The organism is Streptomyces sp. NPDC058052, assembly GCF_042885515.1.
GTDB lineage: Bacteria > Actinomycetota > Actinomycetes > Streptomycetales > Streptomycetaceae > Streptomyces.
Genome location: NZ_JBHVRX010000029.1, coordinates 1 through 15,708, shown reverse-complemented (window position 1 = coordinate 15,708; position 15,708 = coordinate 1). Strand labels below are relative to the sequence as shown.

Genomic DNA, 15,708 nt, shown 5'->3' with positions numbered 1-15,708 from the left:
GTCCCTTCGGTGATTGGTCGAGGGACGGGCCGGTGGGTGCGGGCGGTGGGCGGCGGCTGGTGGGCCGCCCGGGGCTCAGGCGCGGAGGGGGTTGGTGATGGTGACGTAGACGGACTGGGTGTCGACGGGGCCGACGAGTTCGTCGAGGCCGTGGAGGCGGGTGAGGAGGTTGGCCTTGCTGCGGAGGGTGGCGGCTTCGAGGAGGCGGTGCGGCAGGGGTGAGCCGAGACCGGTGGCCGAGGTGAGGAAGGAGCGGAAGGCGGCGAGCAGGATCCGCTCGTCGGCGAGGTGCTGGGCGCCGAAGGCGCCGATCAGGCCGAGGACGTTGTTGATGCCGAGGTAGTAGGCGAAGCGCTCGTCGGTGACCTGGTCGGAGACGAAGGTGTCGCTGTGTGCGCCGATGCCGGGGAGGCGGCTCTCCAGCTCGGCCCGGTGGGACTCGCGGAAGTAGTAGCCCTGGTTGTCGCGGTAGCGGCCGCCGGTGGGCCAGCCCTCGGCGTCCAGGAGGACGAGGGTGTTCTGCTGGTGGGCTTCGAGGGCGATGCCGGCGTGGCCGTCGAGCCAGAGGACGGGGCGGACGACCTGGTCGAGGTAGCGGAGGAACCACTCGGCGGAGACGGCGGCGACGGGGCGGCCGGTGCGATCGGCGAGGTGGCCGATGAGGTCGGCGAGGCGGGAGCTCATGACGGTCGCCCCGGGCCGGGGGCGGGGGGAGGTGAGGGCCGCGAGGCAGACGGCGTCGTCGCCGGCGCCGAAGGGGTTGTGCCGGATCATCAGGTCGAGGCCGGGCACGGGGGTGCCGTCCGGGGCGTCGACGGCGAGCCAGGCGGGGTCGCGGACGATGTCGAACCCGGGGTGGGCGGCCTGCCATTCGTCGACGAGGCCGGTGCGCAGGAGGCGGTGGACCTCGACGCCGCGGTGGAGTTCCTTGCGGAGGTTCTCGCGGCGGGAGTTGGTGATGCGGAGGCCGAGGGAGAGCTTGAGCATGGCGCGGGCGCCGGGGCGGTGGACGGTGCGGACGGAGGAGGTGGGGTGCCAGTGGCTGCCGTGGGGGCCGAGGTCGTGGAGGAGGCCCCGGTCGAGGAGGGCCCGGATGTCGGGGCGGTGGAGGAGTTCGCGGGCCTGCCAGGGGTGGAGGGGCAGGGGGGCGGTGCCGGTGGGGTGGGCGAGTCCTTCGGCGAGGCCGGAGGTGAGCTGTTCGGCGGTGACGGGGCGGCCCTGCTCGGTCCAGGCGGAGTCGGAGACGAGGAGGGAGTGGTCGACGGCGAACCAGTGGAGGGGGAAGGAGCCGTGGAGTTCGGGCGAGTAGAGGCGGGCCTCGGCCTCGGAGAGACCTTCGCGGCTCTTGGGGGTGGGGTGGAGCGGGTGGCCGAGGAGGAGGGACTGTTCGGCGGCGAGGAAGAGGTCGGCGTCGGGGTGGGGCCTGGGGGCGCGGCGGCGGGCGTCGAGGAAGTCGGCGGTGCGGCGGGCGGAGTCGGCGACACGGCCGACGAGTTCGGTGGCCTCGGGGCGGCCGGTCTCACGGCTGAGGAGGGCGGCGAGGGTGACGGCGTCGACGGCCGGGGCGCTGGAGGGGAGGCTCTCCAGGGCGGGGGCGCCGAAGCGGTGCCAGCCGGTGGCCGACCAGTAGCGGACGGGGACGAGGAGGGCGGTGCCGCTGGCGTCGAGGGGGACGCGGAGGGTGGACGACTCGGGGGCGGGGAGGTTCTTCTCCCGGACCCAGCAGCGGAGGAGGTTCTCGATGGCGGCGGTGTCGGCGGCCCGCTGGGGGTCGGGGTCGTCGAGCGGGTCGGCGGCGGGGGCGGCGGGCCGGGACGGGCCGGCGGCCGGGGCGGCTCCTCCGGGACGGGACGGCCGGAGGGGAGCGGGGCCGGTGTGCTGGCGCGGGACCGTGCGCTCCTCGGCGTCGGGGTGGGTCTCGGTCTCGGGCACCTGGGAGGTGGGGGTGGCGTTCACGCGGGTTTCCTTGGGGAGGGGGCCGGGGGCGGTCCGGGTCAGTGGGACGGTCCGGGGGCGGGCCGGTGGGGGGCGGGCGGCCGGGGGACGTGGGCCCGCTCGGCGGCGGCGAGGGCGTCGGCGAGACGGTCCAGGACGGCGGTGGCCTGCTCGTCGGTGAGGGTGAGCGGGGGCAGCAGGCGGACGACGGCGGAGTGGCGGCCGCCGAGCTCGACGATGAGTCCGCGGGCGAGGCACTCGCGCCGGACGGCCCGGGCGAGGGCCGGGGCGGCGGGCGGGACGGGGTCGTCGGGGCCCGCGGCTCCGGGGTCGACGAGCTCGACGCCGATCATCAGGCCGCGGCCGCGGACGTCGCCGACGCAGGGGTGGGCGGCCTGGAGGTCCTGGAGCCGGCCGAGCATCCGGGCGCCGAGGGTGGCGGCCCGTTCGGCGAGGCGGTTCTCGCGGACGTACGCGAGGGTGGCGGTGCCGGCGGCCATGGCGAGCTGGTTGCCGCGAAAGGTGCCGGCGTGGGCGCCCGGCTCCCAGGCATCGAGTCCGGAGCGGTACACGACGACGGCGAGCGGGAGGGAGCCGCCGATGGCCTTGGACAGGACCATCACGTCGGGGACCACGCCGCTGTGCTCGACGGCCCAGAAGGCTCCGGTGCGGCCGACGCCCGTCTGCACCTCGTCGACGACGAGCGGGATGGAGTGCCGGGCGGTGATGCTCCGCACGCGGCGCATCCAGGCGTCGGGGGCGGGGAGGACGCCGCCCTCGCCCTGGACGGCCTCGACGATCAGGCCGGCGGGGGCGGTGACGCCGCTCTTGGGGTCGGCGAGGAGGGTCTCGGTCCAGCGGGCGGAGAGCTCGGCGCCGCGCTCGCCGCCGACGCCGAAGGGGCAGCGGTACGACTGGGGGTACGGGAGCCGGGTGACGCGGACGTCGTCGGCGCCGCCGGAGACGGCGAGAGCCCCGGCGGTCATGCCGTGGTAGGCGCCCGTGAAGGCGAACAGCCCACTGCGGCCGGTGGCGGTGCGGACCAGTTTCAGCGCGGCCTCGACGGCGTCGGTGCCTGCGGGGCCGCAGAACTGGATGCGGGCGTCGGCGGCGAGTTCCGGGGGGAGGGTGGCGAAGAGTTCGGAGGTGAAGGCGTCCTTGACCGGGGTCGCGAGGTCGAGGACGTGGAGGGGCGCCCCGGAGTCGAGGACCTTGTGGATGGCTTCGAGGACGACCGGGTGGTTGTGGCCGAGGGCGAGGGTGCCGGCGCCCGAGAGGCAGTCGAGGTAGCGCCGGCCGTCGGCGCCCTCGATGGTCAGGCCGCGGGCGCGGACCGGGACGATCGGGAGTGAGCGGGCGTAGGTGCGGGCGCTGGACTCGCGCTGGGCCTGCCGCCGCAGGATGGCCTCGTGACCGCCGCCCGCCACCGTCCCGTAGCCGCGCCGGGTCGAGGCTGCGGGCGCCCTCGCGGGCTCCCCCGACGTCTCCCCGCCCGCAGTGCTCCCCGCCGTGCCCGGACCGGCGACCGGCACCGAGACCGGGACGGGCACCGACACCAGCACCGAGACCGGGGCCTTCGCCCCGTCCCGCACCGCCGCCGGAACGGGAGCCGGGTCCGGAAGCTCCTGGTGCGGAATCGCCCCCGGGGCGGAGGGGCTCGCCGGGGCGGGAGGGGCCTCCGGGGTGGGGGGCTGTGCCGGGGGTTCCGGGGGACGGGTGGGTGCGGTGGCTGGAGCTGGAGCTGGTTCGGTCACGGCCACGGCTCGGCGTCCTCCCGCGATAACAGTTGCGTTGCACATCGGCGGGCCGCCGGACGGCGTCCAAAGACCGCTCCGGGCGCCGCCGTTGTGTCCCCCGTACGTACCAACGACGGGAACTGCCGGGGAACACGGGCCGGAGGCAAGATCCTTGGCGTGTCGTGGATCACGGCATGGCAACGGCCGCACCGGCTCCGGAACCGGCGGCGGGGCGCGTACCGTCCCCTCCGGCACCGGCATAGTGGGGGCCGTCGGTCCCGTGTCCGTTCGGACACGGGTGCGACCGATGCTCAGACATGCACCAGTTGACGTAGTCCCAGGGGGATCACGAGATGCGATCGATTCGTCCGCTGCTGATGGCGGCGTCCGCCGTCGCGGCGCTGACGCTCACCGCGACGGCCTGCGGCCCGAGCGAGGAGAACGCCGGAGACAAGCCCAGTGCGCCGGTGAACGAGAACCCGGTCGACAAGATCAAGATTCCGGAGGACCTGAAGCAGCGGCTGAAGGACCACGGGATCGACATCGACAAGTGGCGCGACGGCGAGTGGAGGAACTGGGACAAGGACAAGTGGCTCCGTGAGGCGAAGGACTTCGTCAACCCGATCATCGAGGACCTCTGGGACCCGGACCGGATGAGGGACGCCGAGCGTCCCGAGCGGCCGGTCGAGGAGGAGGACATCTCGGGCGACGAGGGGGTCACCGACCCGACGCCGGAGCCGGTGAAGGCCGCCGCGGTGCCGGCGAAGTACCACGACAACTCGCCCGCGTCGGGCAAGGTGTTCTTCGACGGGCCCGACGGTTCCATGGTCTGCTCGGCCACCGTGGTGAAGGACCCCGCCCACCCGGGCAAGTCCAACCTGGTGTGGACCGCCGGCCACTGCGTCCACAAGGGCAAGGAGGGCGGCTGGTACCGCAACATCGCCTTCGTCCCCTCGTACAACGACGCCGCGCTGGAGACCTCCGCCCTCGAGAAGGCGTCGCGCGAGCAGATCGCCCCGTACGGCGTGTGGTGGGCGGACTGGGTCAAGACCTCCGACGAGTGGATCGCCGAGGGCGCGTCCACCGGCGGCGCGGGCGCCCCGTACGACTTCGCGGTCATCCAGGTGACCCCGGAGAAGGGCGCGTCCGGCAAGTCGCTGGAGGAGACGGTCGGTACGGCCCTGCCGGTCGACTTCAACGCCCCGGCGGTGCCGAAGATCGCGGACATGACGGCGACCGGCTACCCGGCGGCGCCGCCGTTCGACGGCCAGAAGATGTTCCAGTGCGCGGACAAGCCGGGCCGGCTGTCGCTGAAGGCGGAGCAGCCGACGATGTACCGCATCGGCTGCACGATGACGGCGGGTTCGTCCGGTGGCGGCTGGGTCGCCACGGGCAAGGACGGTCAGCCGGCGCTGGTGTCGAACACCTCGATCGGCCCGTCGACGGCCGGCTGGCTGGCGGGACCGCGTCTCGGCCCCGAGGCCAAGGCCATCTTCGACGAGGTCAGCAAGAAGTACGCCGGCCAGTAGGCCGGTGAGCCACGGCGCGTGAGCGGAGGGAGGCGGGACCGTACGGTCCCGCCTCCCTCCGCTCGCTCACGACACTTCCAGGGGGACACCACCGGATGCGCTCTGCACGATTCATACCCGCGGCCCTCGGCGTGGCGACGGCGCTCGCGCTGACCGCCACGGCCTGCGGGCCCGGCGGGACGGAGGCCGCGGACAAGCCGGCCGGCGCGACGAGCGGCTCCGCGCCCGCACCCTCCGCGGACGGCGGCGACAGCGACGGCGCGGCCGGGGCAGGCGCGGGCGACCTGGCCGGCGATCTCGCCGACAGGCTCAAGAAGCACGGCGTCGACATCGAGGCGTGGAAGCGGGGCGGGTGGAAGGACTGGTCCGCCTCCACCTGGCTGCGCGAGGCCGAGGACTTCGTCAACCCGGTCATCGAGGACCTGTGGGACCCGGCGCGGATGCAGTCGGCGAAGAGCCCGGATCCGACGATCACCGCGCAGGCCGGGGCCTCCGGCTCCGACCCGGTGCCGCGGCCGGTGACGGCGCAGCGCGAGAAGACCCCGTACCACCGCAACGCCGCCCCGGTCGGCAAGATCTTCTTCGACTCCCCGCAGGGCTCGATGGTCTGCTCGGGCACGATCGTGAAGGACCCGCGCCGGCCCGGGAAGTCGAACCTGGTCTGGACGGCCGGGCACTGCGTGCACGCGGGGAAGGGCGGCGGCTGGTACCGCAACATCACCTTCGTCCCGGCCTTCAACGACCTGGGCCGGTCCCCGGCCGCCCTGCGCGGGGCGCGGCCGCACGAGGTGTACCCGTACGGCCAGTACTGGGCGGACTGGGCGGTGACCTCGGGCGAGTGGCTCCAGCGCGGCGGCACGGACCAGGCGTGGCCGTACGACTACGCCGTCCTGCACGTGCAGCCGCAGCGCGGCGGGAAGTCGCTGGAGGAGACCGTCGGCGCGGCGCTGCCGGTCGACTTCTCCGCCCCCGCGCCGGCCCGGGCCGGGACCGTGGGGGCCTGGGGCTACCCGCAGGCCGCCCCGTACAACGGGGTGATCATGCACAAGTGCCTGACCGGGGCCTCGCGGCTGACGGCGGCGCCGGCGACGCCGGTGATGTACCGGATCGGCTGCACGATGACGGCGGGTTCGTCGGGAGGCGGCTGGTTCCGGGCGCTGCCGGGCGGGAGGACGGTGCTGGTGTCGAACACCTCGATCGGCCCGGCGCGCGGCAACGGCTGGCTGGCCGGTCCGCAGCTCGGCCGGGGCGCGCAGGCCGCGTACGACATGGTCAGCAAGAAGTTCGCCCGCTGACGGAGGCCATGAAAGGCGCCGGCCCCCTCCCGCGATCGGGAGGGGGCCGGCGCCTTCTGCGGTCCGTGCTCAGTGCGCGGCGGGGACGTACGGCGCGAGCGCCGCCGCCAGTTCCTCGTGCACCCGGGCCTTGACCAGGGTGCCCTCGGGGGTGTGCTCCTCGGAGAGCATCTCGCCCTCGGCGTGGACGCGGGAGACGAGACCGCCCTGCGTGTAGGGCAGGAGGACCTCGATCTCCACCTCGGGGCGCGGCAGCTCGCGGTCGATCAGGGCGAGCAGCTCCTCGATGCCCTCGCCCGAGCGGGCGGAGACGGCCATGGAGTGCTTCTCGACGCGGAGCAGTCGCTGGAGGACCAGCGGGTCGGCCGCGTCGGCCTTGTTGACGATCACGATCTCCGGCACGTTCACCGCGCCGACGTCGCGGAAGACCTCGCGCACGGCGGCCAGCTGCTCCTCCGGGGCGGGGTGCGAGCCGTCCACCACGTGCAGGATGAGGTCGGCGTCGGCGACCTCCTCCATGGTGGAGCGGAACGCCTCGACCAGGTGGTGCGGCAGGTGCCGGACGAAGCCGACGGTGTCGGCCAGGGTGTAGACCCGGCCGGACGGCGTCTCGGCCCGGCGGACGGTCGGGTCGAGGGTGGCGAACAGCGCGTTCTCCACCAGGACGCCGGCGCCCGTGAGGCGGTTGAGCAGGGAGGACTTGCCGGCGTTGGTGTAGCCGGCGATGGCGACCGACGGCACCTTGTTGCGGCGCCGTTCCTGCCGCTTGATGTCGCGGCCGGTCTTCATCTCCGCGATCTCCCGGCGCATCTTCGCCATCTTCTCGCGGATGCGGCGCCGGTCGGTCTCGATCTTGGTCTCACCGGGACCACGGGTGGCCATGCCGCCACCGCCGCCGCCACCCATCTGCCGGGAGAGCGACTGACCCCAGCCGCGCAGGCGCGGCAGCATGTACTGCATCTGCGCGAGGGCGACCTGTGCCTTGCCCTCTCGGGACTTGGCGTGCTGGGCGAAGATGTCGAGGATCAGGGCGGTCCGGTCGACCACCTTGACCTTGACGACGTCTTCGAGGGCGATGAGCTGGCCGGGGCTGAGCTCGCCGTCGCAGACGACGGTGTCGGCGCCGGTCTCGACGACGATGTCCCGCAGCTCCTGGGCCTTGCCGGAACCGATGAAGGTGGCCGGGTCGGGCTTGTCGCGGCGCTGGATGACGCCGTCGAGGACGAGGGCGCCGGCCGTCTCGGCGAGGGCCGCGAGCTCCGCGAGGGAGTTCTCGGCGTCCTGCACGGTCCCCGAGGTCCAGACACCGACGAGCACGACGCGCTCCAGGCGCAGCTGCCGGTACTCGACCTCGGTGACGTCCTCGAGTTCGGTAGAGAGGCCGACGACGCGGCGCAGCGCGGCGCGCTCGGAGCGGTCGAACTGCTCGCCGTCCCGGTCTCCGTCGATCTCGTGGCTCCAGGCGACGTCCTCTTCCATCAGGGCATCGGCCCGAAGGCTCTCGGTGCGGCGCGACTGCGCGAAGCTCTGCTCGTCCTGGGAAGGGGAAGAAGAGGAGGTCATTGGATCCTTACGTCGGTCGGAACGATGGTGTCGGTACAACGTGCGCCGGCCCCGGAAGATTCCCTCGCGGGATCCCGGGCCGGCCGCGTCGCCGACGTGAAAATGGTGACACGGCCGCCCCGCGCCCGTCACGCGGGTTTCCTCAGCGGGCCTGGTCCTCGGGCGGGAGGCTGCGCCAGTCCGGATGTCCGGGCATGGGCGGGGTCTTCTCGCCGTACAGCCAGCCGGTGAAGAAGGCGTCGAGCTCGCGTCCGGAGACCTGTTCGGCCAGGGCCGTGAAGTCGGCGGTCGAGGCGACGCCGTCGCGGTGTCCGGTGACCCAGCGCCGTTGCAGGCGGTCGAACGCCTCGGTGCCGATCTCGTGCCGGAGGGCGTAGAGGACGAGCGCGCTGCCGTCGTACACGACGGGCCGGAAGAGGCTGATCTTGGCGCCGGGCAGGGGCGGGCGGGGGGCCGCGGGGGGTCCTCCGTTCGCGCGCCAGCCGTCGGAGGCGGCGTAGGCGGCCTTCATGCGCTTCTCCAGGGACTGGCCGGCCGTCTCGTCGGCGTACAGCGCCTCGTACCAGCTCGCGTGGCCCTCGTTGAGCCACAGGTCGGACCATCTGCGGGGGGAGACGCTGTCGCCGAACCAGTGGTGGGCCAGTTCGTGGACCATGACCGCGTCCACGTACCACTCGGGGAAGCGGGGGTCGGTGAAGAGCCGGCGCTCGAAGAGGGAGAGGGTCTGGGTCTCCAGCTCGAAGCCGGTCGTGGCGTCGGCGACCAGCACGCCGTACGTCTCGAAGGGGTACGGGCCGACCTTGGCCTCCATCCACTCCAGGTGGCCGGGGGTGCGGCGCAGCCAGGGCTCCAGCGCCTCCCGGTCCTGGGTGCGGACCACGTCGCGGACGGGCAGGCCGCGCGGGCCCGTGCGGTGCAGGACGGTGGAGCGGCCGATGGAGACCTGGGCGAGTTCGGTGGCCATGGGGTGGCGGGTGCGGTAGGTCCAGGTGGTGGTGGCGCCGTGGTCGGAGCGGCCGGCGGGCAGGCCGTTGGCGACGGCGGTCAGTTCGCGCGGGGCGGTGATCCGGAAGGTGAAGGCGGCCTTGTCGGAGGGGTGGTCGTTGGAGGGGAAGACGCGGTGGGCGGCGTCGGCCTGGTTGGCCATGGCGAGGCCGTCGGAGGTGCGGACCCAGCCGCCGTTGTCGGCGGGGCCGCGCGGGTCGCTGGTGTGGCGGACGGTGACGGTGACGGGTTCGCCGGCGTCGATCGGCTCGGCCGGGGTGACGACCAGGTCCTCGCCGCTGGTCGCGTACGCGGCGGGCCGGCCGTCGACGGTGACGCCGGAGACCGTGCCGTGGGTGAAGTCGAGGTGGAACCGGTCGAGGTCGGCGGTGGCGAGGGCGTCGACGCGGGTGACGGCGGCGAGGGGCTCGGTGTTCACGCCGGAGTAGGTGAGGGCGATGTCGTACGCGAGGACGTCGTAGCCGGGGTTGCCGAGGTGCGGGAAGAGCGGGTCGCCGATGCCGAGGGGGGCCGGGGCGGGCAGCGCGGCGGCGACCAGTCCGGCGGAGGCGGCGACGAGGACGGCGGCCCGGAGCCACGGCCGGCGGCCCGGCCGGCGCGGCGGCCGGGCGGGGTCCTCGGCGGCCGGGACGGCGGGGGCGGGGGCCGGAGGGAGGGGGCGGGAAGTGTGCGCCATGGGCCAGGGCTACCAGGGCCCCGGCCCGCTCCCCCGGCCGACGCGCGCACCCGCCACCCGAAGGTGTCACCGGCGGGGCCGGGGTGTCAGAGGCGGTGGGTGCGGCCGACGTCGTAGACGCCGGGGACGTCGCGCATGGCCCGCATGAGGTTCGGGAGTTCGGCGGCGTCGGCGAGCTGGAGGGTGTAGGTGTGGCGGACCCGCTGCTCGCTGGGCGGTTCGACGGTGGCGGAGACGACCTCGGCGCCGGCGGTGGCGATGGCCTCGGTGAGGTCGGCGAGCAGGCCGGGGCGGCCGAACGATTCGGCGACGAGGGTGACCCGGCAGTGGGCGGCGTCGCCCCAGCGGACGGGGACGGCGGCCCGGCCGAGCCGGTGCATGACGTCCACGGCGGGACAGCCGGTGCGGTGGGCGGTGACGGCGCCGCCGCGGACCCGGAAGCCGGTGATCGTGTCGGGGGGCACGGGCGTGCAGCAGCCGGCCGGGCGGACGGGGGCCGGCGGGCCGCCGTCGACGTCGGCGTGGAGTTCCGCCCGGGAGCTGCGGTCGGCGGCGACGCTGAGCGGCGGGCGGGGGGCGGCGGCCGGCTGGTGGGCGGCTTCCGGGTGCGCCTGGAGCCAGGCGGTGATGGCGATCCGGGCGGCGGGGGTACGGGCGTGGTCCAGCCACTCCGGGGAGGGCCCGGAACCGGTGTCCTGGGCGAGGAGCAGCTGCACGGTGTCGCCGTCGGAGAGGACGGTGCTCAGCGGGGCGAGCCGGCCGTTGACGCGGGCGCCGAGGCAGGCGTGGGCGGCCTCGCCGTGGCGCGCGTAGGCGGCGTCGACGCAGGTGGAGCCGGCGGGGAGCCCCAGGGTCCCGCCGTCGGCCCGGAAGACGGTGATCTCGCGGTCCTCGGCGAGGTCGGCGTGGAGCGAGCTCCAGAAGGTGTCGGGGTCGGGGGCGGACTCCTGCCAGTCGAGGAGGCGGGCGAGCCAGCCGAGCCGGGTGGGGTCGGTGCGCTCGCCGTCCTCGGCGGTCTCGGGGAGGTCGGCGGGTTCGGGGGCGGTGCCGTAGGGGCTGCCGAGGGCGACGACCCCGGCCTCGGCGACCTTGTGCATGCGGTGGGTGCGGATGAGGACCTCGGCGACGGCCCCGTCGGGGGCGGCGATCGCGGTGTGCAGCGACTGGTACAGGTTGAACTTGGGGGCGGCGATGAAGTCCTTGAACTCCGAGATCAGCGGGGTGAAGCAGGTGTGCAGCTCGCCGAGGACCGCGTAGCAGTCGGCGTCCTCGGCGACGAGGACGAGGAGCCGCCCGAAGTCGCAGCCGCGCAGGTCGCCGCGCTTGAGGCGGACGCGGTGGACGGAGACGAAGTGGCGGGGGCGGACGAGGACTTCGGCGGCGATGTCCGCCTCGCGCAGGACGGCGCCGACCTGTTCGGCGACGGCGGCGAGCGCGTCCGGGGAGCCGGAGCCGGTGGCGTCGGCGATGAGCGCGCGGGTGGTCTCGTACTCCTCGGGGTGGAGGATGGCGAAGACCAGGTCCTCCAGCTCGGTCTTGAGCGCCTGGACGCCGAGCCGTTCGGCGAGGGGGATGAGGACGTCCCGGGTGACCTTGGCGATGCGGGCTTGCTTCTCGGGCCGCATCACGCCGAGGGTGCGCATGTTGTGGAGCCGGTCGGCGAGTTTGATCGACATGACCCGGACGTCGTTGCCGGTGGCGACGAGCATCTTGCGGAAGGTCTCGGGTTCGGCCGCGGCACCGTAGTCGATCTTCTCCACCTTGGTGACGCCGTCGACGAGGTAGGCGACCTCGTCGCCGAACTCCCGGCGCACCTGGTCGAGCGTCACCTCGGTGTCCTCGACGGTGTCGTGGAGGAGGGAGGCGGTCAGGGTGGTGGTCTCGGCGCCGAGCTCCGCGAGGATCAGGGTGACGGCGAGCGGATGGGTGATGTACGGCTCGCCGCTCTTGCGGAACTGTCCCCGGTGCGAGGACTCGGCGAGCACGTACGCCCGGCGCAGCACCGACAGGTCGGCCTCGGGGTGGTGGGCCCGGTGCGCCTCGGCGACGTGGCCGATGGCGTCGGGCAGCCGGTCGCGCGGGGCGGGGCCCGCGGTGGCACCGAGCAGGGCGGCCCGGCCGAGCCTCCGCAGATCCAGCCGGGCGCGTCCGCGCCTGCGGACGCCCGTGTCGGTGGCTGCGGCCTCGGCCGCGCTCACGGGGTTCGTGGCCTCTGCGCTCATGGGGCACCTCCGGCGACGTCGACCGGCGGTGGACGGGCGAGGAGAGCCCGGGGGGCCGGTGCTTGATGCTACCGACCCCACCACGTGGCGCAGTCACGCTCTCGCCCAGCGTGAATCGGATCACCCATTCGAGCGACACGAGAGTCGTTGACTGTTTCGATTACGCCGCCCGGCGGAGCCCCTCGGACGGGCACCCTCCGGACGGGCCTGGCCCTGGGCGGTCCGGGCCCGGGCGGGCAGCGCCCCGGGCGATCCGGGCCCGGGACGCGCTCAGCCCTGGGCGCGCTCAGCCCTGGGCGAGCCAGGAGGGCTCCAGGGTGCCCTCCGCGACGATGACGGCCGGTCCGGTCATCTCGATCTCCCCGCCGGGGTGCTCGGTGATGACGAGGGTGCCGCCGAGGACGTCGACGGTGTACGTGGCGGGGGCGCCGGTCTCGGCCGGGTCGACGCCGTCGCGGCGGGCGGCGGCGACGGCGACCGCGCAGGCGCCGGTGCCGCAGGAGCGGGTCTCGGCGGCGCCGCGCTCGTGGACGCGCATGGCGACGTGGCGGGGGCCGCGGTCCGCGACGAACTCGATGTTGACCCCGTCGGGGTAGACCGCCGCCGGCTCGTACGGCGGCTCGTCGTACAGCGTGCCCGCGTGGGCAAGGTCCTCGACGAAGGCGACGGCGTGCGGATTGCCCATGTTCACGTTCCGCGCGGGCCAGCTGCGCCCGTCGACGGCGACCGTGACGCCCTCCTCGGGGAGGACGGCGCGGCCCATCGCGACGGTGACGGAGCCGTCCTTGTCGAGGTGGACGCGCTTGACCCCGCCGCGGGTGGCGACGGCGACCTCGCCGGCGGTGACGTGGCCGGCGTGCTCCAGGTAGCGGGCGAAGACCCGGACCCCGTTGCCGCACATCTCGGCGACCGTGCCGTCGGCGTTCCGGTAGTCCATGAACCATTCGGCCTCGTCGGCCATGGCACGGGCCTCGGGATGGGCGGCGCTGCGCACGACGTGCAGCACGCCGTCACCGCCGAGACCGGCGCGGCGGTCGCAGAGCCGGGCGACGAGGGCGGGGGGCAGGTCGATCTCGTTCGCCGCGTCGGGGACGATCACGAAGTCGTTCTCGGTGCCGTGGCCCTTGAGGTAACGGAGCGGGGTGGTCTGCGTGCTGGTCACGAGATCAACTGTACGGTGCCGCCCGGACACCCGTTCCGGTTGTCCGCGAGGCGAGCCCCGCGGGGGCTCAGCGGAGCCGGGCGACGCGCCAGACCGCGAGCGCGACGAGGGCCGCGATGGTGGTCACGTACAGGGCGAGCACCCGCCAGTCCGGCCGCTCGCCGGAGCCGCGCTGCGGCAGTCCCGGCCAGGTGTAGCCGACCTTGCGGGCGGCCATCATGCCCCAGCCGGCGGCGCAGAAGCTGATGAGCAGGCCGAGCATGGCGACGACCGCGCCGCCGTCGCCGGAGCCGAAGGCCAGCGGGAAGGCGAACATCAGGGAGCCGACGGCGGCGAGACCCACGATCGGGGCGAGCTGCCAGATCCGCAGCAGGCGCCGCGGGCGCAGCTCGACCTCGACCTCGGCGGTGTCGACCTCGACGGCGGAGCCCTCCGCGTCGTCGGGCCCGTCGGGCGTCAGCCCCGGGGCACTCCCGGGCACCGACTCGTGCTGTTCTCTGTCGCGAGGGCCGGCCTCCATCGCCACGCGCCCTCCCAACTCGGACTCCACTTGGTCGATCGATGCTCGATGATGGCACGCTCCCGACCGCCGAAATGACGGGCAGGGCGTCCCGATGCCATCACGTGATCAGGCTGTAACCGCTCGTTCGACCAACGACAGCGCCTCTCGCGGGAGTTCCCCGCGGTGATCGGCCGCCCCGCTGAGCCAGTGGACGCGCGGGTCGCGGCGGAACCACGAGTCCTGGCGGCGGGCGAAGCGCTTGGTGGCGCGCACGGTCTCGGCCCGTGCCTCGTCCTCGGTGCACTCCCCCGCGAGCGCCGCGAGCACCTGCTGGTAGCCGAGCGCGCGGGAGGCCGTGCGCCCCTCGCGCAGCCCGAGCGCCTCCAGGGCGCGGACCTCGTCGACCAGGCCGGCCTCCCACATGCGGTCCACGCGCGTGGTGATCCGCTCGTCGAGCTCGGGACGGGCCACGTCCACGCCGATCTGGACCGTGTCGTAGACGGACTCGTGGCCGGGGAGGTTGGCGGTGAAGGGCTTCCCCGTGATCTCGATGACCTCCAGGGCACGGACGATCCGGCGTCCGTTGCTGGGCAGGATCGCGCGGGCCGCCTCGGGGTCGGCGGCGGCGAGCCGGGCGTGCAGGACGCCGGAGCCGCGCTCGTCGAGCTCCGCCTCCAGGCGGGCCCGGATCCCGGGGTCGGTGCCGGGGAACTCCAGGGCGTCCACGGCGCCGCGCACGTACAGGCCGGAGCCGCCGACGAGGACGGGGGTACGGCCCTCGGCGAGCAGCCGGTCGATCTCGGCGCGGGCGAGGCGCTGGTACTCGGCGACGCTGGCGGCCTCGGTGACGTCCCAGATGTCGAGGAGGTGGTGCGGGACGCCGCCTCGCTCCTCCACCGTCAGTTTGGCGGTGCCGATGTCCATCCCGCGGTAGAGCTGCATCGAGTCGGCGTTGACGACCTCGCCGCCGAGCTGCTGGGCCAGGAACACACCCAGATCGGACTTTCCGGCCGCCGTGGGGCCGACGACGGCGATGACCCGCGGTGCGGGAGCTGCGCTTCTCACCGCCCCAGTCTCGCAAACCTCGGGAGGCGTCCCCGAACGAGCGACGTGACAGGGGGGTGGGGGGTTCGTTGCCCGTGCGTGTGTTCCGGCCGAGTTCCATGGGGTTCCGGCCGAGTTCGGGCCGTCGCTCCCCCGCACGGCACCCCCTGACGAGTACGCTATGGAGTGAATATGGGCGTTTTCGCAATGTTTCGGCGGAAGAAGAAGGGTACGGCGGACGGTGTGGCCGAGGTCTCCCCGGAGACCGCGGAGGCGGAGACCGGTACGACGGAGGAGTCCGGCGCGACGGAGAGCACCGGGGCGGACGGACCGGTGACACGGGTGACCGTGGCGGGCCTCACCGCCCCGGCGGGATCCGCCCCGGAGGCCGCCGCCGACGAGGCCGCCGCCGGGACGGCCGCCGACGGACCGGACGCCTCCGGACCGGACACTCCCGGGCCGGACGCGGCCGTACCGGTGTCCGGCGAGGAGGGCGCCCCGGAGGAGGCCGGGGCCGTCGCGGAGGTCGTGGAGATCCCGCGGCAGCAGTCGGCCGGCACCGCGTCGGACGCGGAGAGCGAGACCGGCGAGACCGCCCGCAGGTAGGCAGGACACGGACACGGAGAGGTGCCCCATGGGTCTCCTGGATTCACTGAAGGCCAAGCTGGGCCCGGCCAAGGACAAGGTCTCCGACCTCGCGCAGCAGCACGGGGGCAAGATCGACCAGGGTCTGGACAAGGCCGCCAAGATGGTCGACGAGAAGACCAAGGGCAAGTACAGCGACAAGATCCAGTCCGGTACCGGCAAGGCCAAGGAGGCCATCGACCGGATCGGGCACAAGAACGACGGCACGCCCGGCGGCGACGGCACGCCCGGAAGCGACGGCACGCCTCCGCCCACGCCTCCGGCCGCCTAGGTCCTCGTCCCGGGGGCACGCGCGGACGGGCGGTGGCCGCGGAGGACGTCCTCCCCGGGCACCGCCCCGGCGGGGGGGGCGGGCGGCCCGGAGGGCCCGCGGGGGGCCGCGGGATCGGCGGCG

The 15,708-nt window shown here is 74.3% G+C and carries 12 protein-coding genes; 4 read left to right on the top strand and 8 right to left on the bottom strand.

Features of this window, described 5'->3' with window-relative positions:
- Positions 1-75: 75 nt before the first annotated feature.
- Both ACFVU3_RS30760 and ACFVU3_RS30755 read right to left on the bottom strand, forming a co-directional pair.
- Entirely contained in the window at positions 76-1,956 is a 1,881-nt protein-coding gene (locus ACFVU3_RS30760; RefSeq protein ID WP_390071346.1) for an IucA/IucC family protein, read from the bottom strand.
- A 38-nt stretch (positions 1,957-1,994) separates the two neighbouring features.
- Positions 1,995-3,362 (bottom strand): diaminobutyrate--2-oxoglutarate transaminase family protein, encoded by a 1,368-nt coding sequence (locus ACFVU3_RS30755; RefSeq protein ID WP_390071464.1) that lies wholly within the window; start codon positions 3,360-3,362, stop codon positions 1,995-1,997.
- 662 nt (positions 3,363-4,024) lie between these two features.
- Here ACFVU3_RS30755 and ACFVU3_RS30750 point away from each other — a divergent pair.
- Together ACFVU3_RS30750 and ACFVU3_RS30745 are read left to right on the top strand one after the other, a co-directional pair.
- Complete coding sequence (locus ACFVU3_RS30750; protein WP_390071344.1) at positions 4,025-5,200, top strand: trypsin-like serine peptidase; 1,176 nt, start codon at positions 4,025-4,027, stop codon at positions 5,198-5,200.
- 95 nt (positions 5,201-5,295) lie between these two features.
- The gene (locus tag ACFVU3_RS30745; RefSeq protein ID WP_390071343.1) at positions 5,296-6,495 is read left to right on the top strand and encodes a trypsin-like serine peptidase; all 1,200 of its coding nucleotides are present in this window, start codon (positions 5,296-5,298) and stop codon (positions 6,493-6,495) included.
- 69 nt (positions 6,496-6,564) lie between these two features.
- Here the strand turns inward: ACFVU3_RS30745 and hflX are convergent, their stop codons facing one another.
- The 6 genes from hflX to miaA form a co-directional block, all read right to left on the bottom strand.
- Positions 6,565-8,058 (bottom strand): GTPase HflX, encoded by a 1,494-nt coding sequence (gene hflX, locus ACFVU3_RS30740; protein WP_390071341.1) that lies wholly within the window; start codon positions 8,056-8,058, stop codon positions 6,565-6,567.
- Positions 8,059-8,200: 142 nt separating this feature from the next.
- Positions 8,201-9,739 carry a M1 family metallopeptidase gene (locus ACFVU3_RS30735; protein WP_390071339.1) on the bottom strand — a complete coding sequence of 513 codons (1,539 nt, stop codon included), beginning with the start codon at positions 9,737-9,739 and terminating at the stop codon, positions 8,201-8,203.
- Between the two features lie 86 nt (positions 9,740-9,825).
- Positions 9,826-11,961, bottom strand: a complete 2,136-nt coding sequence (locus tag ACFVU3_RS30730; RefSeq protein ID WP_390071337.1) for a RelA/SpoT family protein — start codon at positions 11,959-11,961, stop codon at positions 9,826-9,828.
- Between the two features lie 286 nt (positions 11,962-12,247).
- A complete protein-coding gene (gene dapF, locus ACFVU3_RS30725; protein WP_390071335.1) occupies positions 12,248-13,123 on the bottom strand; it encodes a diaminopimelate epimerase in 876 nt (291 codons plus the stop codon).
- A gap of 67 nt (positions 13,124-13,190) precedes the next feature.
- On the bottom strand, positions 13,191-13,643 hold the full coding sequence (locus ACFVU3_RS30720; RefSeq protein WP_390071463.1) for a hypothetical protein: 453 nt from the start codon (positions 13,641-13,643) through the stop codon (positions 13,191-13,193).
- 108 nt (positions 13,644-13,751) lie between these two features.
- Positions 13,752-14,690, bottom strand: a complete 939-nt coding sequence (gene miaA / locus ACFVU3_RS30715; RefSeq protein ID WP_390071333.1) for a tRNA (adenosine(37)-N6)-dimethylallyltransferase MiaA — start codon at positions 14,688-14,690, stop codon at positions 13,752-13,754.
- Between the two features lie 171 nt (positions 14,691-14,861).
- Between miaA and ACFVU3_RS30710 the strand changes: the two genes are divergently transcribed.
- Positions 14,862-15,275, top strand: coding sequence for a hypothetical protein (locus tag ACFVU3_RS30710; RefSeq protein WP_390071331.1), 414 nt, complete (start codon positions 14,862-14,864; stop codon positions 15,273-15,275).
- 28 nt (positions 15,276-15,303) lie between these two features.
- A complete protein-coding gene (locus tag ACFVU3_RS30705; protein WP_390071329.1) occupies positions 15,304-15,585 on the top strand; it encodes an antitoxin in 282 nt (93 codons plus the stop codon).
- Positions 15,586-15,708 lie beyond the last annotated feature (123 nt).